Raw genomic sequence first — 19,941 nt, 5'->3', positions numbered from 1 at the left:
GTCCGCGGGGGCGGTGAGCCCCCAATGAGCCGCACATGAGGGAAACTTCACGCACACCCTCAGCCCTGACCCTCGCGGGGGGCGCCCCAGACCCGCCCCTTTCCCGAAACCAAGGGGCTCCGCCCCCTGGACCCCCGAAATCGCGCTGGCGCGCTCGTCCTCAATCGCCGGACGGGCTAGGGATAGCCCGTCCGGCGATTGAGGACGAGGCGCGGAGCGCCGACAAAGCGGGGTCCAGGGGCAGCAGGCCCTGGTTTCACGCGGGCAGGCGGTATCCCATGCCGCGCACCGTCTCCAGCCGCTCCGCACCCAGCTTCTTGCGCAGCGCGCGCACGTACACGTCGACGATGTTCGACCCGGGGTCGAAGTCGTACCCCCATACGTGGGACAGGATCTGCTCCCGGGACAGGACCTGCCCCGGGTGGCGCAGGAACAGCTCAAGGAGCACGAACTCACGTGCCGTCAGGTCCACGGTCCGGTCCCCGGCGCGGGCCCGCCGGGTGCGCAGGTCCAGGGAGAGCGGACCGGAGCGCAGCACGGTCACCTCGGGCACCCGCGCCGCGGTCCGCAGCCGCAGCCGCACCCGCGCGAGCAGCTCCTCGAACCGGAACGGCTTGGTCATCCAGTCGTCGGCGCCGCCCTCCAGGCCCGCCACGGTATCCCGTACGGAGTCCCGGGCCGTCAGCACGATCACCGGTACGGTCACGCGGGCCTCGCGGAGCCCGCGCAGGACCGTGAAGCCGTCCCGGCCGGGCAGCCCGATGTCCAGGACGACCAGGTCGAAGCCGCCGGTGAGGGCGTACTCGAAGGCGGCGTCGCCGTCGCCGACCACGGTGGTGGTGAAGCCGTTGGCGCGCAGGCCCTTCTCGACGAAGGAGGCGATGCGCTCCTCGTCCTCGACGATGAGGATGCGGTTCACGGGTGGGCCCCTTCCAGGGTGAGGACGAAGGTGGCGCCGCCGCCCTCGGTGGGGCGCAGGGACACCCGGCCGCCATGGGCCTCCGCGATGGCGCGGACGATGGACAGGCCGAGGCCGGCGCCGTTGGTGCGGGCGCCGCGCCGGGACGTGCCGCGCCGGAAGCGCTCGAAGACCACGTCCGCGTCCTGCTCCTGGACGCCGGGTCCGCTGTCGGCCACGTACAGCTCGATCCGGGAGCCGGTGGCGCGGGAGCCGACGCGGATGCGCTCGCCGCGCGTGGTGTGCTGCACCGCGTTCTGCGCGAGCTGGACCATGGCCTGGGTGATGCGCTGCGGGTCGAGGACGGCCTCGCGGTCGGCGACCTCGGCCAGCTCCCAGCGTCGCTCGCCGAGCGCCCGGGCCTTGACGAAGACGTCCGCGGTCAGCTCGGCGAGCTGCACCGGCCCGGGCGTGACGAAGTCCGGGCGCTCGGCCTTGGCGAGCAGCAGCAGGTCCTCGACGATGCGGCTCATCCGGTCCAGCTCGTCGGTGACCAGGCGGATCGTCTCCTCGCGCTCGGCCGGGTCGTCGCCCATGAGCTCCAGGTGGCCGCGGACGATGGTGATGGGGGTGCGCAGCTCGTGCCCGGCGTCGTCGACGAACTCGCGCTGCGCGGCGAACGCCCGCTCCAGGCGGTCCAGCATGCCGTTGAACGTCTCGGCGAGCGCGGCGACGTCGTCGTGCCCGCGCACCGGGATGCGCCGGGTCAGGTCCTGCTCGGTGAGGTGCGCGGCGGCGGTGCGCACCAGGCGGACCGGCTTGAGGATGCGTCCGGCGACCACCCAGCCGATGCCGGTGGTGAGCAGCAGCGCCACCCCGGAGATGGCGAGCAGGATGCGGAACACGTCGTCGGCCTTGGCCTGTTCGCCGCCCGGGTGGAAGGCGACGACGAACGCCGCCTCCGGCTCGCCGCCGTGCGGGGCCACCTCGACCTTGGCCCAGCGCAGTTCGCCGCCGGGCCGGTCGAGGGTGCCGGTGGAGCCCTCCGCCGCGAAGATCTGGCGGCGGGCCGCGGGGTCGCGGTGCACCGGGTGCCCGACGGAGACCTCACGGGCCTGGGTGAGCTGGGCCGGGTCCTGGCCGGAGCGGTGGACGAGCCCGATGAGCTCCTCGTCCGGGTCGGCGTACTGCCGCTCCAGGAAGACCTCCAGGAGGCGGCGCGGGTCGGTGAAGGGCCGGCCGGTCGCCGGGTCGACACCCCGCTCCACGAAGTGGGTGAACTCGCCGGCCTCCTGCGTGAGCAGCCGGTTCACCCGGTGGTCCACGTCGCGCAGCAGGATCGAACGGGTCGTCGCGGTCACCGCGGCGAGGGCGACCGCCATCACCACGAGCAGCCACAGCAGGATGCGGAAGCGCGCCGAGACGCGGCGGCGCGCCGCGCCCCGCAAGCCGCGCGGGTCAGCCGTCGTCACCGGGTCCGTCGTCGCCGAACCCGTCGTCGCCGAACCCTTCGCCATCGAACCCGTCGTCGCCGGGCCCGTCGTCATCGAACCCGTCGTCATCGAACCCGTCGTCATCGAACCCGTCGTCATCGAACCCGTCGTCGCCGGGTCCGTCGTCGCCCGGTCCGTCGTCGCCCGGTCAGTCGTCGCCCGGCCCGTCGTCGCCGTCATCGTCGTCGGACCCGCCGCTCCCGCCGCTCCCGCCGGAACCGCTCCCGCCGGAACCGCCGCTCCCGCCGGACCCACCGGTCCCACCGGTCCCGCCGTCCCCGTTGGACTGGCCGAACCCGCCGGGCCCGCCGGACCCCTCGGGGGTGCCGGATCCGGGCCCCCGCCCCCGGTCGCCGTCATCGTCATGCGCGTCCCCCGTGCCGCCCGCTGTGCCCGCCCCACCCGTGCCACCCGTATCGGCCTTACCGGCCGTCCGGCCCGTGCCGGTCCCGCTCTCCCCGGAGCTGTCGCTGACCGGGGGCCGGTCGACGACCTGGTCGCTCGGGGTGGGCTCGGGCCCGGCGGGCGTGCCCGACGGGGAGCCGCTCTCCAGCTCCACCTTGGGCGGGACCTTCGGCTCGGCGGGGCTGTCCGTCAGGGCGTAGCTCGTCACGGCGATGCCGAGGGGGACGGCCACGACGGCCGCCAGGGCCGCCATGCGGTGGGAGAAGACCATGGCAGCGAGCGTGCGGGACGTACCGTGCCGGCCGGATGAGCCCGAGATGAGGAAATCCTCATCCGGGGCCGTCGGTCAGGCCCCGCTGGGCGCCCGCCGGTCAGGGCTCAGGAGTCGAGGCCGATCGCGAACGCCGCCTCCAGGTCGTGCTGGGAGTACGTGCGGAACGCGACGTGCGTGTCGGTGCCCTCCACGCCCGGGATCTTGCTGATCCGGCCCGGGATGACGTCGGCCAGGTCGTCGTGGCGGGCCACGCGGACCATGGCGATCAGGTCGTAGGTGCCGGTCACCGAGAAGACCTCGCTGACGCTGTCGAGGGCGGCGATCGACTCGGCGATCTCCGGAATCCGGTCCACGCTGGTCTTGATGAGCACGATCGCGGTGATCACGGCTGGCTGTCTCCCTCGGTGGCCGGGTCCTGGCCCTTCACTCTAGCCGTCCGCCCGTACCGCACCCAGGAGTAGACAAACCCCAGCGAAAAGCCCACCAGGTGGGCCAGGTAGGCGACCCCGGGGCCGTGCTGCCGCTGGCCCGCCGCGATCCACTGGAGCGCCACCCAGAACGGCAGCACCACCCAGGCGGGGAACCGCAGCGGCAGGAAGAACAGGAACGGGAAGAGGCTGGTGACGCGCGCTCTCGGGAAGAGATAGAGGAAGGCGCCGAGTACCGCCGAGATCGCCCCGGAGGCGCCGACCAGCGTCTGCGCGGACCCGGCGTGCGCGACGGCGTAGGCGAAGAGGGCGAGACAGCCGCAGCCCACCGCGAAGAGCCCGTACTGGAGGTGGCCCATGCGTTCCTCGACCATCACCCCGAACACGTACAGGAAGAGCATGTTGCCCAGGAGGTGGAGCCAGCTCCCGTGCACGAACAGCGCCGTCAGAGGTGTGAGGGCGGACCGCGGCTTGCCGCTGAGGAGTTCGACGGGTACCACCCCCCAGCGTTCGAAGTAGGCCTGCTGGGCGGCGATGAGCCGGTCGCCGGTGCCGTACGCCGGGTTGAAGCCGGACAGCGGGGACAGCAGGAAGACCGCGCAGCAGGCGGCGATCAGGGCGTACGTCACCGGGGCGGCCGGGTGCCGGAGCGCGCGGCCCGCCGCCGCGCCCCATGTGATGAGCATGCACAGAGCATGACGTAAGGGGCGGGTCCGGACGGACCGCCTCGCCCGGGCGGTCCCCCGCGTGATGCGGCCGCCTCGCATACGTGCGCACGGCGGTCCTTACACAGGCCTTAGGGTTACGGGAACCACGCATCACGGTCCCCCGACGGAAAGCGAACGTCACGATGACGGTTCCCCTGCCGACCGACACCACACGGTGGCGCTGCACGCTCTGCGGCAACCTCACGCGGTTCGACGTGACCCGCTCGTCGAAGGTCGTCGAATACGTGCACCTCGACCTGGCCGGGGCGCCGAAGGTCGAGGAACGCGAGGTGGTCAGTGAGACCATCGAGTCGGTCCGCTGCCGCTGGTGCAACGCGGTGGACCAGGTGGAACTCGTGGACAGGCCCGGGGCCGGCTCCTGACGGGAGCGGGCCCCGCACAGCTAGTGGGGTGACCGATGGTGGAGAGCGCGGGCGGAACGCCGGAGGACGGCGCCGCTGAGGTGCTCGACCGTCCGCTGCCCGACGGCGTGCGGCGGGCGGTCGTGCAGATCGTGTCGGACGGCTTCGGCGGCCTGACGGTGGCCGAACTGCCGCCGCAACTGCGTCAGTACGCGCGCTTCACGCCCACCCGGCGCGTGAAGTTCGCGGGCAACGCCATGGCCGTCGCGCTGGAGAGCGACCCCGTCTTCCGGCAGCGCATCGGCGAGCGCCTGCGCGAGGCCCAGCCCGAGCTGACCGCCGCCCTCGACGCGGGCACCCCGCCGCCCGCCGCCGACCCGCTGGACGTCGCGGCCGCCGCCTACGTGCTGCGCCCCACCGGCTGGGTCAAGCTCGTGACCGCGGCCGGCGAGGAGGCCCAGCGGGCGGACGCCGAGCGCGCCGACGAGGAGGCCAGGGCCGAGCTGGAGCGGCTGCGTACGGAGCTGGCCGCCGCCCGCGCCCACACCAAGGCCGAGACCGAGCGGCTGCGCGCGGAGCTGGACGCGGCGAAGAGGGAAGCCGAATCGATGCACCGCAAGCTGCGCGGCGCGCTCAGCGACGTCAAGCGCGGCGAGGCGGCCCTGCGCAAGGCCACCGCCGACGCCGAGGCCGCCCGCGCCGAGGGGCAGGCCCAGCTCTCCGCCGCCGAGAGCGAGGCCCGGCGCCTGAAGGCGCGGCTCGGCGAGGCCGAGGCGGCCCTGGAGGCGGCGCGCCGGGCCGCGCGCGAGGGCCGCAGCGTCGAGGACATGCGGGTGCGGCTGCTGCTCGACACGGTGCTCGACGCGGCCCAGGGGCTGCGCCGCGAACTGGCCCTGCCGCCCGTGTCGGTGCGCCCCGCCGAGACCGTGGACGCCGTGGAGCCCGGCCGGATGACGCCCAAGGACATCGCGGCCCGCGCGCTGTCCGAGAACGACCCGGCGATCCTGGACCAGCTCCTCGCCCTGCCGCAGGCGCACCTGGTCGTCGACGGCTACAACGTGACCAAGACCGGCTATCCCACGATGCCGCTGGAGAAGCAGCGGCTGCGCCTGCTCGGCTCGCTCTCGCAGCTCGCGCTGCAGACCGGGGCCGAGGTGACCTGCGTCTTCGACGGCGCCGAGCTGGCCGCGCCGGTGCTGCTCGCGCCGCCGCGCGGTGTCCGCGTGCTCTTCTCGAAGCCGGGCGTCACCGCGGACGAGCTGATCCGCCAGCTCGTGCGCGCCGAGCCGCCGGGGCGGCCGGTGATCGTCGTCTCCACCGACCGCGAGGTGGCCGACGGGATCGCCAAGGCCGGCGCCCGGCCGGTGGCGTCCGCGGTGCTCCTGAAGCGGCTTACGCGCGGCTAGCGCGCCTTGGGCGCGGCCGTCACGACTTGAACACCGTTGACGGGTAACGGCAACTACCGTGCCCAATGCCCGAATTGGCCCACCATTGCATGCGACGGAACGTCAATTGAGCATTACTGTCCGTCCATCAATCGTAAAGAAAACGCTCGGCGACCGTCTTTTTCCCGATGAGGATTTGATCTGATCACAATGAGGTCACTAGGGTCGCGCCCAGACCTCCCTCTGTTGATCACTCATCGAAGGAGCCGCCTTCGTGGCTTCCCACCGTCGACCCAAGCAGCCGAACCGCGCCCGCGTGACCGTGCTCACCGCGACCGCCGCCGCTGCCGTGGCCCTCACCTCGCAGGCCGCCAACGCCGCCCCGAGCGAGAAGCCGAGCAAGGACGAGGTGAAGTCGAAGGTCGACAAGCTCTACGAAGAGGCCGAGAAGGCGACCGAGAAGTTCAACGGCGCCAAGGAGAAGCAGCAGAAGCTGGAGAAGCAGGTCGACCGCCTCCAGGACAAGGTCGCCCGCGGCCAGGACGACCTCAACGACCTGCGCAGCGGCCTCGGTTCGCTCGCCAGCGCGCAGTACCGCTCCGGCGGCATCGACCCCTCGGTGCAGCTCTTCCTCTCCTCCGACCCCGACAGCTACCTGGACAAGGCCTCCGCGCTCGACCAGCTCAGCACCAAGCAGGCCGAGGCCCTCAAGAAGATCCAGGCCAAGCAGCGCACCCTCGCGCAGCAGCGCAAGGAGGCCTCCGGCAAGCTCGCCGACCTCGCCACCACCCGCGAGGAGCTCGGCAAGAAGAAGCGCGAGGTCCAGGGGAAGCTCGGCGAGGCGCAGCGCCTGCTCAACACGCTCTCCGCCCAGGAGCGCGCCGCGCTCAAGGCCAAGGAGGACCGCGCGAGCCGCGCCGCCGAGCGCAAGGCCGCCGACGCGTCCGACGCCTCCGGGGCCTCCAAGGGCGAGGCGCCCAAGGGCGGCGCCAAGGGCTCGGGCCGCACCATGTCGGCGTACGCCGCGGCGCAGAGCAAGATCGGCTCGCCGTACGTCTACGGCGCCTCCGGCCCCAGCTCCTTCGACTGCTCCGGCCTCACCTCCTGGGCCTACGCCCAGGCCGGCGTCTCCATCCCCCGCACCTCGCAGGCGCAGGCCAACGCCGGTACGCGCATCTACTCGCAGAGCGACCTCAAGGTCGGCGACCTGGTCATCTTCTACGGCGACCTGCACCACGTCGGCTTCTACGCGGGCAACGGCCAGGTGCTGCACGCCCCGCGCACCGGCGCCGTGGTCCGCTACGAGTCGATCAACAACATGCCGTACCAGTTCGGCGTCCGTATCTGACGGCCCCCGGACGACGTCGGCGGCACGCCCGATCGGGCGAATTCCGCCACCTTCCAGTGACCCCGCGCCCCGTCGGTGACCTGCGTCTCCGGCGGGGCGTCACCGTGCGTAGGCGCCGAGGGTCTTTGGCCGGAGTGTGACCGCGCGGCTACTGTCGCGCCGTTCCCCGGCACCCGGGGTGCGCCCCCGTGTCCGCGGGGGTCCGTCCAGCGGAAGGGAGAACGGCTACCCGTGGGGTCCCATCGCCGTCCCGCAGCCACCGGCCTCGACCGGAGCGCGCGCACCGCCACCGTCACCGTGCTGTCCGCCGCCACCGCGGCAGCGGCCTTCGCGGTTCCCGCGAGCGCCGCGCCCAAGGACACACCGGCCGCCACCAAGGCCAAGGTGGACCGGCTCTACGAGCAGGCAGAGCAGGCGACGGAGGCGTACAACAAGGCCGACGAGCGCGCGGGCACGCTGCGCCGGCAGGTCGAGCGGGCCCAGGACAAGGTGGCCCGCGGCCAGGAGCGCATCAACGAGATGCGCGGCGAGATCGGCACGCTCGCCGAGGCCCAGTACCGCTCCGGCGGCATCGACCCCTCGCTCGCCCTGATGCTCTCCTCCGACCCGGACGCCTACCTGGACAAGGCCTCCGCGCTCGACCGCATCAGCTCCCGGCAGAGCAGCCACCTCACGGAGCTCCAGCGGGCCCAGCGCGCGCTCGCCCAGGAGCGCGCCGAGGCCGGGCGCACCCTCGCCGAGCTGGAGAAGAGCCGCAAGACCGTCGCCCGCCACAAGCGCGTGGTCGAGGACAAGCTGGCCAAGGCCCGCCGCCTGCTCAACACCCTCACCGCAGCCCAGCGCGAGGAGTACGACAGGGCCTCGCGCTCCGGCGGGGGCGGGCGGGAGGCACCACGCCCCGACCCCTCCGACGCCGGGGCAGGGGCCGGGGCCCCGGCGTCCTCGCGGGCGGCGGCGGCCATCGCCGCGGCCCGCTCGGCGGTCGGCAAGCCCTATGTGTGGGGCGCCAACGGCCCCTCCGGCTTCGACTGTTCGGGCCTCACCCAGTGGTCGTACGCGCAGGCCGGCGTCGGGCTGCCGCGCACCTCGCAGGCGCAGCGCCACGCCGGGCGGCAGGTGCCGCTCTCCCAGGCCCAGCCCGGCGACCTCGTCACCTACCGCGGGGACGCCAGCCACGTCGGCATGTACGTGGGCAACGGCCAGGTCGTGCACGCCCCCTACCCGGGCGCCACGGTGCGCTACGACCCGGTCAACATGATGCCCGGGGCGACCGTGACGCGGGTCTGAGGCCCGCGCGCCGCAGGTGACCGGCCGCCGCCCGGTGGGTGCCCGGCCCGTCCCCGTACGATCGATGACGTGGCTGGTCGACGGCGTGGGCGCGGTGCGGGGGCGGTGGGGCTGTGTCTCGCGGTGCTCGCTCCCGCCGTGCTCGCGGGCTGCGGCGGCTCCGCGCGGGACACCGCGCCCGACGACGTGCGCCGGCTGCTCGACCGCCGGGCGGCCGCGGTGCTCGACCGCGACGAGCGGGCCTACCGGGCCACGGGCGGACCGGTCACCGCCTACGACAACCTCCGCGAGGTGCCGCTGGCGTCCTGGGCGTACCGCGTGCGGGACTTCGACCGGGACGGGGCCCGCGCCACCGTCACCGCCGAACTGCGCTACCGCGTCGCGGGCCACGACCGCGCGCCGCTCACCGCCGACCGCGCGCTGACGCTCCAGCGGCGCGACGGGCGGTGGCACGTCACCGGCGAGCGGCCCGCGCGCAGGGCCGCCCGGCAGCTCTGGGACCAGGGCCGGGTGGATGCCGTGCGCGGCACCCGCAGCCTCGTGCTCGGCGTCGGCCGGGCGCCGCGGGACCTGCGCCGGTACGCGGAGCTGGCCGACGGCGCGGTGCCCGCCGTGCGCGCCGCCTGGCCGCGGCCGTGGGCGGGCCGGGTCCTGGTGCTCGTCCCCAGGTCCCTGGACGGCATGGCCGACCTGCTCGGGGCGCCCGCCGCCGGCTACCAGGGCATCGCGGCGGTGACCACGGGCGAGACCGGGGGCCCGGGGACGGCGCCCGCCGACCGGATCATCGTCAACCCCGACGCCTACGGGGTCCTCGGCGACCTCGGCAAGCAGGTCGTCCTCACGCACGAGACCACGCACGTCGCGACCCGCGCGCACACCTCGCGGGCCACCCCGCTGTGGCTCTCCGAGGGCTTCGCGGACTGGGTCGGCTACCGCGGCACGGGCCGCCCGCCCGCGCAGGCCGCGCCGGCGCTGCGGCGCGCGGTCGCGGAGGGCGCGCCGCCCGCCGCGCTGCCCGAGGACGACGACTTCGGCTTCGGCGGCGACGCCCGCCGCCTCGCCCGCGCCTACGAGGGGGCGTGGCTGGCCTGCCGGATGATCGCCGACGAGTGGGGCGCGCGGAAGCTCACGGACTTCTACGCGGCCGTCGGCGCCCACGACGAGCGCCCGGGAGCGGTCGCGGACGCGCTGCGGGACGTCCTGGACACGGACCAGGAGGAGTTCACCGCGCGCTGGCGAGCGTATCTGCGGCGGGAGCTGGGCTGAGCTCCGCGCCGGGCCGCGGCACCGTCCGCCGCCACAGCGTCCGGCAGGCCAGGACGGCCGCCGCCACCAGCAGGCCGTTGCGGACGGCGAGCAGCGTCAGGCCGAGCGCGTCGCTCGCCACCACGTGCGAGAACCACACGGGGAACTCCAGGAACGTCACGAAGGTCGCGGCCAGCACGAGACGGGCGGGCACCGCCATCCGCGACTCCCGGTACGCCAGGCACACCGCCGCGAGGCCGACCAGCCACAGCATGTACTGCGGGCTGATCACCCGGCTCGTCGCCGTGAAGAGCAGCACCGCGGCGAACGCCGCGTCGGCGGGCGTGGTCACCGTCCAGGTACGGGCCCGCAGCCGCCACAGCAGCAGCCAGCCGAAGGCCGCCGCCGTCAGCGCCTGCGCCGCCGCGCTCACCACCGCCACGTACGGGCCGAGGAACTCCACCGAGCCGTAGTTCAGCCGGACGGAGCCCGGCCAGCCCAGGTGCCGCGCCACGTGGAAGACCAGCGCGCCCAGCGACTCCACCTCGGTGCCCCGGTCCCGCTGGAAGGCCAGGAACGCGAAGGCCCCCGGCATCGCCGCCGCGAGGACCACCGCGCCCGCGCCCGCCGAGGCCGCCGCCGCGTGCCGGGGACGCCGGGCCGGGCCGCCGTGCTCGGCGCCAACGAGCAGCAGCGCCGGCCACACCTTCACCAGGGCCCCGAACCCGGCGAGCACCCCCGCCGCGCGGGCCCGGCGGGCGCCCGCGAGCAGGGCCGCGACGGCGAGGGCCGTCACCATCAGGTCGTAGCGGGCGTACGCGGTCGGGCCGAGCAGCGCCACGCCCGCCGTCCACACCCACGCCCCGCGCGGGGTGCGCCCCGGCCGCTCGCCCGCGTACAGCAGCAGGCTCGTCACCGCCGCGTCGGCCACGCACGTCAGCAGGTAGAACGCGGCGGGGTAGCCGAGGAACGGCAGCGCGCCGGGGGCGAGGACGGCGAGCGCGGCGGCGGGCGGGTACTGCCAGGTGACGTCGTCGAGCGGGAAGGTGCCGGTCCGCAGCACCTCGTACCAGCCCTGGTAGATGTACGTGACGTCGCTCGTCACGTCGGGGCCCGGGGTGACGATCACGCGGAGGACGCACAGCAGGAGCAGCGCCCTGGTCAGGGTCCAGACGGCCAGGATCCGCAGCCCACCCGCGCCCGCCATGCGCACCTCGCCCGGTTTCCGGTACTTCATGGGTATGTGGTGAGTCATGATGCCCCGGCGGGCGGCGGGGGGCCGTGAGGCGGGGCCGGGGCGACGGGCCGGGCGGAGGAGGAAGCGCGGCCGCGGGCCCGGTACTGTCGGCGGCGATGCACAAGACCCTCATCGTCACGAACGACTTCCCGCCCAGGCCCGGTGGCATCCAGGCGTTCCTGCACAACATGGCGCTGCGCCTGGACCCGGCCGAGATCGTCGTCTACGCCTCCACCTGGAAGCGCGGCCGCGAGGGCACCGAGGCGACCGCCGCCTTCGACGCCGAGCAGCCCTTCCCGGTGGTCCGCGACCGGACGACCATGCTCCTGCCCACCCCCCGTGCGACGCGCCGCGCGGTGTCGCTGCTGCGCGAACACGGCTGTACGTCGGTGTGGTTCGGCGCGGCGGCGCCGCTCGGCCTGATGGCGCCGGCGCTGCGCGCGGCCGGGGCGCGGCGCCTGGTGGCGACGACGCACGGGCACGAGGCGGGCTGGGCGCAGTTGCCCGCGTCCCGGCAACTCCTGCGCCGTATCGGCGAGTCCACGGACACCCTCACCTACCTGGGCGAGTACACGCGCTCGCGGATCGCCGCCGCGCTGACGCCCGCCGCGGCCGGGCGCATGGTGCAACTGCCGCCCGGCGTGGACGAGAAGACCTTCCACCCCGGCTCCGGCGGCGACGCGGTGCGGGCGCGCCTCGGCCTCACCGACCGCCCGGTCGTGGTCTGCGTCTCCCGGCTCGTCCCCCGCAAGGGCCAGGACACCCTGATCCTCGCCATGCCGCGGATCCTGGCCACCGAGCCGGACGCGGTGCTGCTGGTCGTGGGCGGCGGGCCGTACGAGAAGGAGCTGCGCAGGCTCGCCGCGGAGACGCGGGTCGCGGACTCGGTGGTGTTCACCGGGGCGGTGCCGTGGGCCGAGCTGCCCGCGCACTACGGCGCCGGTGACGTCTTCGCCATGCCGTGCCGCACCCGGCGCGGCGGCCTCGACGTCGAGGGCCTCGGCATCGTCTACCTGGAGGCCTCCGCCACGGGCCTGCCCGTCGTCGCGGGGGACTCCGGCGGGGCGCCGGACGCCGTCCTGGACGGGGAGACCGGCTGGGTCGTCCCGGGCGGCTCCCCCGAGGACGCCGCCGACCGGATCGTCACCCTGCTCGGCGACGCGGAGCTCCGCGCCCGCATGGGCGAACGCGGCCGCGCCTGGGTGGAGGAGCGCTGGCGCTGGGACCTCCTGGCGGAGCGGCTGCGGGACCTGCTGTAGGCCTGGCTTCGCGGGGGCGCCGGACGGGCTGGGGACAGCCCGTCCGGCGTTTGAGGACGAGCGCGTCAGCGCGATCTCGGGGGTCCAGGGGGCGGAGCCCCCTGGTTACGGGAAAGGGGCGCCCGCGCGCGGAGCGCGCTGATGGGCACAGCGGGGCCCCCGCGAGGGCTACCCCCGGTACAGCGCCTCGATCTCGTCCGCGTAATCCTTCGCGACAACGTTCCGCTTCAGCTTCAGCGACGGCGTCAGATGCCCCGAGTCCTCAGTGAACTGCGCGGACAGGATGCGGAACTTGCGCACGGACTCCGCCTTGGAGACCGCCGCGTTCCCGTCGTCCACGGCCCGTTGCACCGCCGCGAGCAGCTCGGGGTCCTCCCGCAGGGAGGCGGCCGTCGCCCCGGCGGGCTTGCCGTTCTCCTGGGCCCACCGCCCCAGGAACTCCTCGTCGATGGTGACGAGCGCGGCCACGAACGGCCGCCCGTCGCCGACGACCATGCACTCCGCGACCAGCGCGTGCGCGCGGATGCGGTCCTCGATGACGGCGGGCGCGACGTTCTTGCCGCCCGCCGTCACGATGATCTCCTTCTTGCGGCCGGTGATCCGCAGGTACCCGTCCTCGTCCAGCGTGCCGATGTCCCCGGTGTGGAACCAGCCGTCCGCGAGGGCCTCCTTGGTGGCGGCCTCGTTGTTCCAGTAGTGGGAGAAGAGGTGCTCGCCGTGGAGCAGCACCTCGCCGTCGTCGGCGATGCGCACGACGGAGCCGGGCAGCGGCTGCCCGACCGTCCCGATCTTCTGCCGGTCCCAGGGGTTGAACGCGGTGGCCGCGCAGGACTCGGTGAGGCCGTAGCCCTCCAGGACGGTGAAGCCGATGCCGCGGAAGAAGTGGCCGAGGCGCTCGCCGAGCGGGGCGCCGCCGGAGATGGCGTGCTCGCCGCGCCCGCCGAGGACGGCCCGCAGCTTGCTGAAGACGAGCTTGTCGAAGACCTTGTGCTTGAGCCTGAGGCCGAACGAGGGGCCGCCCGGGGTGTCGAGGGCCCGGCTGTAGGCGATCGCGGTGTCCGCCGCCTTGTCGAAGATCTTGAGCTTGCCGTCGGCCTGCGCCTTGGCCCGCGCCCCGTTGTAGACCTTCTCAAAGACGCGCGGCACCCCGAGGATCAGCGTCGGCCGGAACGCGGCGAGCTCGTCGGTGAGGTGCTTGATGTCGGGGGCGTGGCCCAGCTTGATGGGCGCCATGAGCGCGGCCACCTCCACCAGGCGGCCGAAGACGTGCGCGACGGGCAGGAAGAGGAGGACGGAGCACTCGCCGGTGCGGAACAGCGGGTTGAGCCGCTCCACCACGTTGCCGCACTCCGCGAAGAAGCTGCGGTGGGTCAGCACGCAGCCCTTGGGGCGGCCCGTGGTGCCCGAGGTGTAGACGATGGTCGCCGGGTCGTCGGCGCCCGCGGACGCGCCGCGCTCCTCCAGGGTCTCGTCGGAGACCTCCGCGCCCGCCCGGGTCAGCTCCCCGACGGCGTCCTGGTCGAGCTGCCACACGTGGGTGAGGGCGGGCAGCCGGTCGCGCACGGACTCGACGGCCGCCGCGTGCGCCTCGGTCTCCACGACGCAGGCCACGGCGCCGGAGTCGCCGAGGATCCACTGGATCTGCTCCGCCGAGCTGGTCTCGTACACCGGGACGGTGACCGCGCCCGCGCTCCAGATCGCGAAGTCGAACAGCGTCCACTCGTAGCGCGTACGGGACAGCAGGCCGACCCGGTCGCCGGGCCGGACGCCCGCGGCGATCAGCCCCTTCGCGGCGGCGCGCACCTCGGCGAGGAAGGCCGTCGCGGTGACGTCCTCCCAGCGTCCGTTCACCTTGCGGCCGATGACGGCGACGTCCGGGTGCTGCGCGGCGTTGCGGCGGACGATGTCGGTCAGGTTGCCGTCCGCGGGGACCTCGTACAGGGCCGGAAGGCTGAACTCGCGCAAGACTGCTGCTCCTACATAGGGCGCCGGCGCCACGACGTTGTGCGATGCGACGGTGCGGTCCAAGGTCGGGCAGGCACTCAGCCGACTTCCGGGGAATGCGTCGAGGGGCGTGGGGCTGAGCACTACTGGACTGCCCGGACGTTACCCACCGGTATGGCTCATTCGGTAGGGGGGCCGGGCCAGATGTTCCGTGCGTCACACGACGTTGTGGTCTGAACCGCACAGTACGCCACGCACTTCCTGACTCGGAAGTAACCGCAGGTCCCGCCACCGCACCCGGCCCCCGAACCCCCGCCCTGTCCCGGTCGCGAGCGGGCGGCTTAGGGTGACCGGCATGCGAGGTTTCCGGGTCCATGTGGTCAGCGACGTGCACGGCAACGCCAAGGACCTGGCCCGCGCGGGCGACGGCGCCGACGCCGTCGTCTGCCTCGGCGACCTGGTCCTCTTCCTCGACTACGCCGACCACGCGCGCGGCATCTTCCCGGACCTCTTCGGCAAGGAGAACGCCACCCGCATCGTCGAGCTGCGCACCGCGCGCCGCTTCGAGGAGGCCCGCGCGTTCGGCGCCTCCCTGTGGGCGGGCATCGACCGCGGCCCGGCGGTGGAGCGCGCGGTCCGCAAGCAGTACGCCGAACTCTTCGCGGCCTTCCCCGCCCCTACGTACGCCACGTACGGCAACGTCGACATCCCTCGTCTCTGGCCGGAATACGCCGGTCCCGGCACCACCGTCCTCGACGGCGAGCGCGTCGAGATCGGCGGCCGCGTCTTCGGCTTCGTCGGCGGCGGGCTGCGCACCCCGATGCGCACGCCGTACGAGATCGACGACGAGGAGTACGCCGCCAAGATCGAGGCCGTCGGCGAGGTGGACGTGCTCTGCACGCACATCCCGCCCGAGGTGCCCGAGCTGGTGTACGACACCGTGGCCCGCCGCTTCGAGCGCGGCAGCCGCGCCCTGCTCGACGCCATCCGCAGGACCCGCCCCCGGTACTCCCTCTTCGGGCACGTCCACCAGCCGCTGGCCCGCAGGATGCGGATCGGGCCGACGGAGTGTGTGAACGTCGGACACTTCGCGAGCACCGGCCGCCCCTGGGCCCTGGAGTGGTGACCTGCGCCCGCGCCGCCCGAGGTAGCCTTCACGCGGCAGACACAGCACCCCGTACCGGACCGCATCTGGAGGAGCCACGGCGATGGCGGAACACACCAGCTCGAGCATCACGATCGAGGCGGCACCGGCCGACGTCATGGGCGTGATCGCCGACTTCGCGCGCTACCCGGAGTGGACCGGCGAGGTCAAGGAGGCCCAGGTCCTCGCGACGGACGACGCCGGACGCGCCGAGCAGGTCCGCCTCGTCATGGACGCGGGTGCGATCAAGGACGACCAGACGCTCGCCTACACCTGGAACGGCGAGCACGAGGTGTCCTGGACCCTCGTCAAGTCCCAGATGCTCCGCTCCCTGGACGGCTCCTACCTCCTCACGCCCGCCGGCACCGGCACCGAGGTCACCTACCGCCTCACCGTCGACGTCAAGATCCCCATGCTGGGCATGATCAAGCGCAAGGCGGAGAAGGTCATCATCGACCGCGCCCTGGCGGGCCTGAAGCAGCGCGTCGAGAGCAAGTAGCCCCGCGGGGGCGCACCACCCGCCGCCAGCGCCGCGGCCCGCACTCCGCCGCTCCCCGCCGGGGACCGCCGTTCCGTCGGCGAGGCCGGGAGCCCGGGGCAGGGCGGGCACCGCTCCAGGTGCCCGAGCAACCGGACAGTTAGGCCCCGTACAGAGCATGCGCACCCTCCTCGTCACCGGCCCCGGCGGAGCCGGGCGGACCACCCTGGCCGCCGCCACCGCCGTCACCGCCGCCCGCGCGGGCGCCCGGACCCTGGTCGTCTCCGCGGACCCCGCCGACACGCTGGGCGCCGCCCTCGGCACCCCCACCGGCCCCCGCCCCACCGCCGTCACGCGGCACGTGACGGCGCTGCGCCCCGCCCCGGACGACGCCTTCCGCGACGGCCTGCTCGCCCTCCAGGACCACGCCCGCCCGGCCCTCGACCTGCTCGGCGCCGACCGCCTCGACGGCGAGGAGCTCACCCCGCTCCCCGGAGCCGCGGAGCTGACGCTGCTCGGCGCCCTGCGCGAGGCCGCCGACGGCGCCCACGGCACGTACGACACCCTCGTCGTCGACCTGCCCGCCACGCCCCGCGCCCTCGCGCTGCTCGCCCTGCCCGCGCAGCTCCGCCGCTACCTGCGCCGCCTGCTCCCTCCGGAGCGGCAGGCGGCCCGCGCGCTGCGCCCGGTCCTCGGCCGGCTCGCCGGCGTCCCCATGCCCGCCGCCACGCTGTACGAGACCGCGGCCCGCTGGGACGCCCGGCTCGCCGCCGCGCAGGCCCTGATCGAGGGGCCGGACACCAGCGTCCGGCTCGTCGCCGAACCGGGCCCCGCCGCCGCGGACGCCGTCGCCACCGCCGCCCTCGGCCTCGCCCTGCACGGCCTGCGCCTGGACGCCGTCGTCGCCAACCGCGTCCTGCCCGCCGCGGACGGCCCCGGGGGCGACGGGCCGTGGCTCGCCGCGCTCCGCGCCCAGCAGCACAAGACGCTCCAGGAGTGGGAGGCCACCCACCCCACGCACCCCGTCGTCCACCTCGGGGCGGAGCCGCGCGGCCTGGACGACCTGGCCGCCCTCGCCCCGCCGGCGCCGGGCCCGGCCCCGGCCCCCGTCGACTGGCCCGTCACCGACGCCCGCGCCGAGGAGTCCCTGCTGTACTGGGCCGTCCCGCTGCCCGGCGCCGTCCGCGACGAGCTGGGCCTGGTGCGGCGCGGCGACGAACTCGTCATCACCGCGGGCCCGTTCCGCCGGATCGTCCCGCTGCCCTCCGCGCTGCGCCGCTGCACCGTCAGCGGCGCGGGCCTGCGCGACGGCGTCCTGCACCTCCGCTTCACGCCGGACCCGGACCTGTGGCCCCGGACCCGGTGAACGCCGTGCCTCCGTTCGGGTAACGTCGAGAGTACGCATTCGCCGCCTCTGCGCAGGAGCCAGCCGACCATGAGCGATCCCACCGAGCGCGACGCGCGCGACGCGTCCGAGCCGGAGCGTCCCGGGGCCGGGGCCGCCCCCGGCCGCCCCGAGCAGGGCACCGCGGACGGCGCCGACACCGCCGCACCCGACGCCGACGCCTGGGCGACGGCCTGCGCCGAGGACCTCGCCGCGGAGAAGGCCCGCCGCCGCGCCCGGTACGGAGCGCCGCCCGGCTCCGCCGCCGAGGAGCTGCGCAAGCTCGTCGACGCCGTCTCGGAGAAGCTCTCCGGCCTCCAGTCGCCGCTGTTCGGCGCGGTCGCCCAGGGCGCCGTGCAGGAGACGGTGCAGCAGGTCGTCCGGCAGGCCAAGGCCGCGGTCGAACCCGTCATCGAACGCAACCCCGACGTCTTCGACCACCTCGCCGCCGCGGGCGCCGAGCTCCTCGCCGCCTACCGCAGCGCCGTGACCGGCCAGGAGAGCCGCTGGACCCGCGAGCCGGGAGACGGCCCCGCCGCCCCCGGCGGCCCCGGGCGCCGGGACGAGGGGCCCGGACCGGGGGAACACATCGATCTGGACTGACCCCCCTCCGGTACGGTGGGCCGTAGCGGGGCTCGATCGAACTGAGGGATACATGGGACTCACCATCGGCGTCGACATCGGCGGCACGAAGATCGCGGCCGGAGTGGTCGACGAGGACGGCCACATCCTGTCGACGTTCAAGGTGCCCACCCCCGGCACCTCCGAGGCCATCGTGGACGCGATCGCCTCGGCCGTGGAGGGCGCGCGGGCAGGGCACGACATCGTCGGCGTCGGCATCGGCGCCGCGGGCTACGTCAACCGCGAGCGCTCCACGGTCTACTTCGCGCCGAACATCGACTGGCGGCAGGAGCCGCTCAAGGACGAGGTCGAGGAGCGCGTCGGCCTGCCCGTGGTCGTCGAGAACGACGCCAACGCGGCCGCCTGGGGCGAGTACAGGTTCGGCGGCGGCAAGGGCCACCGCAACGTCATCTGCATCACCCTGGGCACCGGCCTGGGCGGCGGCATCATCATCGGCAACAAGCTGCGCCGCGGCCACTTCGGCGTCGCCGCCGAGTTCGGCCACATCCGCATGGTGCCGGACGGCCTGCTGTGCGGCTGCGGCAGCCAGGGCTGCTGGGAGCAGTACGCCTCCGGCCGCGCCCTCGTGCGGTACGCCAGGCAGCGCGCCAACGCCACCCCCGAGAACGCGGAGTTCCTGCTCTCCCTCGGCGACGGCACCCCCGAGGGCATCGAGGGCAAGCACATCTCCATGGCCGCCCGCCAGGGCGACCCGGTCGCCGTGGACTCCTACCGCGAGCTGGCCCGCTGGGTCGGCGCGGGCCTCGCCGACCTCGCCTCGCTCTTCGACCCCTCGGCCTTCATCATCGGCGGCGGCCTCTCGGACGAGGGCGAGCTGGTGCTGGCCCCGATCCGCAAGTCCTTCAAGCGCTGGCTCGTCGGCGCGCAGTGGCGCCCCGAGGCCAAGGTGATCGCCGCGCAGCTCGGCAACAAGGCGGGCCTCGTCGGCGCCGCGGACCTCGCCAGGGAGCCCGACCCGGTGATGTGACGCCCCGGCTCCCCGCCGAGGGGAGCCGAGGTCGCCGCGGATCGCGTCGCGCGCCCGTCCTCGAACGCCGGACGGGCCGGAACTCCGCCGGGCGGGCTGGACACGACCAGCCTGCCCGGCCTTTCCCGTATCTTGATCGCCATGTCCACCAGCCCGACGCGTACGCTGCCCAACTCCCGGACCGAGGCGGACGGTTCGGCCGTCATCCGGGTGCTCAGCTACAACATCCGTTCGATGCGCGACGACACGGACGCGCTCGCCCGGGTCATCGCCGCGTGCGAGCCCGACCTCGTCCTCGTACAGGAGGCGCCCCGGTTCTTCCGCTGGCGCAAGAAGCTCGCGCGGCTCGCGCGCGCCAGTGACCTGGTGATCCTCTCCGGCGGCGGCACCGCGGCCGGGCCCGCGCTGCTCTGCTCGCTGCGGGCCACCGTGGAGCGCACCGAGGACGTCCTGCTGCCGCTCACCCCCGGCCTGCACCGGCGCGGCTTCGCGACGGCCGTCGTCCGCTTCGGTGGCGCCCGGCTCGGCGTCCTGAGCTGCCACCTGAGCCTGCAGAGCGAGGAGCGCTACGCCCAGGGCGGCATGCTGCTCGACCGGCTCGCCGGCATGGGCGTACGGCACGCGGTCGCGGGCGGCGACCTCAACGACCGGCCCGACGGGCGCACGTTCCGCAGGCTCGCGGAGAACCTCCAGGACTGCTGGGCCACCGCCCCCTGGGGCGGCGAGCACACCTCGACCCCCACGAACCCGCACCAGCGCATCGACGCCCTCTTCGCCACCCCCGGCGTCCAGATCCTCGGCTGCGGCGTCCCCCTCGGCCACCCCGGAGTAACCGAACAGGACCTCAAAACAGCCACAGACCACCTCCCCGTCCTGGCAGCCCTCCGCGTACCCGCAACGAACAGCGTTCCCAGCCCGTCCGGCGTTTGAGGACGAGCGCGCCAGCGCGATGAAACACAGCCGGTCCGCAGACAGGTACGAGCGCTCGGCGGGACGAATCCAGCCCGTCCGGCGTTTGAGGACGAGCGCGCAGCGCGAAACCCTGCTCAAGGCC

The 19,941-nt window shown here is 74.4% G+C and carries 19 protein-coding genes; 12 read left to right on the top strand and 7 right to left on the bottom strand.

The genetic code is table 11. The features are described from left to right. Positions 1 to 256: 256 nt before the first annotated feature. The 5 genes from IE330_RS10225 to IE330_RS10205 all read right to left on the bottom strand — a co-directional run bounded on the left by IE330_RS10225 (position 257) and on the right by IE330_RS10205 (position 4,184). Entirely contained in the window at positions 257 to 919 is a 663-nt protein-coding gene (locus tag IE330_RS10225; RefSeq protein WP_190135587.1) for a response regulator transcription factor, read from the bottom strand. After that, positions 916 to 2,370 carry a sensor histidine kinase gene (locus IE330_RS10220; protein ID WP_373314611.1) on the bottom strand — a complete coding sequence of 485 codons (1,455 nt, stop codon included), beginning with the start codon at positions 2,368 to 2,370 and terminating at the stop codon, positions 916 to 918. The genes IE330_RS10225 and IE330_RS10220 overlap by 4 nt, the downstream gene beginning before the upstream one ends. Positions 2,371 to 2,539: 169 nt before the next feature. After that, positions 2,540 to 3,067 carry a hypothetical protein gene (locus IE330_RS40010; RefSeq protein ID WP_373314610.1) on the bottom strand — a complete coding sequence of 176 codons (528 nt, stop codon included), beginning with the start codon at positions 3,065 to 3,067 and terminating at the stop codon, positions 2,540 to 2,542. 107 nt (positions 3,068 to 3,174) lie between these two features. Next, complete coding sequence (locus IE330_RS10210; RefSeq protein ID WP_161699606.1) at positions 3,175 to 3,456, bottom strand: Lrp/AsnC family transcriptional regulator; 282 nt, start codon at positions 3,454 to 3,456, stop codon at positions 3,175 to 3,177. Continuing rightward, positions 3,453 to 4,184, bottom strand: a complete 732-nt coding sequence (locus tag IE330_RS10205; protein ID WP_190135586.1) for a rhomboid family intramembrane serine protease — start codon at positions 4,182 to 4,184, stop codon at positions 3,453 to 3,455. Before IE330_RS10205 ends, IE330_RS10210 begins: the two co-directional genes overlap by 4 nt. A 164-nt stretch (positions 4,185 to 4,348) precedes the next feature. Between IE330_RS10205 and IE330_RS10200 the strand changes: the two genes are divergently transcribed. The 5 genes from IE330_RS10200 to IE330_RS10180 all read left to right on the top strand — a co-directional run bounded on the left by IE330_RS10200 (position 4,349) and on the right by IE330_RS10180 (position 9,853). Next, positions 4,349 to 4,588, top strand: a complete 240-nt coding sequence (locus tag IE330_RS10200) for a hypothetical protein (protein ID WP_016639563.1) — start codon at positions 4,349 to 4,351, stop codon at positions 4,586 to 4,588. A gap of 35 nt (positions 4,589 to 4,623) precedes the next feature. Then, complete coding sequence (locus tag IE330_RS10195; RefSeq protein WP_190135585.1) at positions 4,624 to 5,973, top strand: NYN domain-containing protein; 1,350 nt, start codon at positions 4,624 to 4,626, stop codon at positions 5,971 to 5,973. Positions 5,974 to 6,226: 253 nt separating this feature from the next. Continuing rightward, complete coding sequence (locus IE330_RS10190) at positions 6,227 to 7,300, top strand: C40 family peptidase (protein ID WP_190135584.1); 1,074 nt, start codon at positions 6,227 to 6,229, stop codon at positions 7,298 to 7,300. A 231-nt stretch (positions 7,301 to 7,531) separates the two neighbouring features. Further along, positions 7,532 to 8,587, top strand: a complete 1,056-nt coding sequence (locus IE330_RS10185; RefSeq protein ID WP_229925531.1) for a C40 family peptidase — start codon at positions 7,532 to 7,534, stop codon at positions 8,585 to 8,587. 69 nt (positions 8,588 to 8,656) lie between these two features. Then, a complete protein-coding gene (locus IE330_RS10180) occupies positions 8,657 to 9,853 on the top strand; it encodes a hypothetical protein (protein WP_190135583.1) in 1,197 nt (398 codons plus the stop codon). Here IE330_RS10180 and IE330_RS10175 read toward each other — a convergent pair. After that, positions 9,810 to 11,069, bottom strand: coding sequence for a glycosyltransferase 87 family protein (locus IE330_RS10175; protein WP_229925530.1), 1,260 nt, complete (start codon positions 11,067 to 11,069; stop codon positions 9,810 to 9,812). The genes IE330_RS10180 and IE330_RS10175 overlap by 44 nt on opposite strands. 116 nt (positions 11,070 to 11,185) lie before the next feature. On the opposite strand from IE330_RS10175, the gene IE330_RS10170 reads away from it, so the two are divergent. Continuing rightward, positions 11,186 to 12,328, top strand: coding sequence for a glycosyltransferase family 4 protein (locus IE330_RS10170; RefSeq protein WP_190135582.1), 1,143 nt, complete (start codon positions 11,186 to 11,188; stop codon positions 12,326 to 12,328). Between the two features lie 168 nt (positions 12,329 to 12,496). On the opposite strand, the gene IE330_RS10165 is transcribed toward IE330_RS10170, so the two are convergent. Next, positions 12,497 to 14,293 (bottom strand): AMP-dependent synthetase/ligase, encoded by a 1,797-nt coding sequence (locus IE330_RS10165; protein ID WP_190135581.1) that lies wholly within the window; start codon positions 14,291 to 14,293, stop codon positions 12,497 to 12,499. Between the two features lie 334 nt (positions 14,294 to 14,627). On the opposite strand from IE330_RS10165, the gene IE330_RS10160 reads away from it, so the two are divergent. The 6 genes from IE330_RS10160 to IE330_RS10135 all read left to right on the top strand — a co-directional run bounded on the left by IE330_RS10160 (position 14,628) and on the right by IE330_RS10135 (position 19,817). Then, positions 14,628 to 15,398, top strand: a complete 771-nt coding sequence (locus tag IE330_RS10160) for a metallophosphoesterase family protein (RefSeq protein ID WP_190135580.1) — start codon at positions 14,628 to 14,630, stop codon at positions 15,396 to 15,398. Between the two features lie 82 nt (positions 15,399 to 15,480). After that, on the top strand, positions 15,481 to 15,915 hold the full coding sequence (locus IE330_RS10155) for an SRPBCC family protein (protein WP_190135579.1): 435 nt from the start codon (positions 15,481 to 15,483) through the stop codon (positions 15,913 to 15,915). A gap of 157 nt (positions 15,916 to 16,072) precedes the next feature. After that, complete coding sequence (locus IE330_RS10150; protein WP_190135578.1) at positions 16,073 to 17,260, top strand: ArsA family ATPase; 1,188 nt, start codon at positions 16,073 to 16,075, stop codon at positions 17,258 to 17,260. Between the two features lie 69 nt (positions 17,261 to 17,329). Further along, positions 17,330 to 17,881 carry a DUF5304 domain-containing protein gene (locus tag IE330_RS10145; RefSeq protein WP_190135577.1) on the top strand — a complete coding sequence of 184 codons (552 nt, stop codon included), beginning with the start codon at positions 17,330 to 17,332 and terminating at the stop codon, positions 17,879 to 17,881. A gap of 52 nt (positions 17,882 to 17,933) precedes the next feature. Then, complete coding sequence (locus IE330_RS10140; protein ID WP_190135576.1) at positions 17,934 to 18,887, top strand: ROK family glucokinase; 954 nt, start codon at positions 17,934 to 17,936, stop codon at positions 18,885 to 18,887. A 141-nt stretch (positions 18,888 to 19,028) separates the two neighbouring features. Next, the gene (locus IE330_RS10135) at positions 19,029 to 19,817 is read left to right on the top strand and encodes an endonuclease/exonuclease/phosphatase family protein (RefSeq protein WP_190135575.1); all 789 of its coding nucleotides are present in this window, start codon (positions 19,029 to 19,031) and stop codon (positions 19,815 to 19,817) included. The last annotated feature ends 124 nt before the right edge of the window (positions 19,818 to 19,941 follow it).

The sequence above is a fragment of the Streptomyces longispororuber genome (assembly GCF_014656095.1).
Classification (GTDB): Bacteria; Actinomycetota; Actinomycetes; order Streptomycetales; family Streptomycetaceae; genus Streptomyces; species Streptomyces longispororuber.
This window is presented reverse-complemented; position numbering and strand designations above follow the sequence as displayed.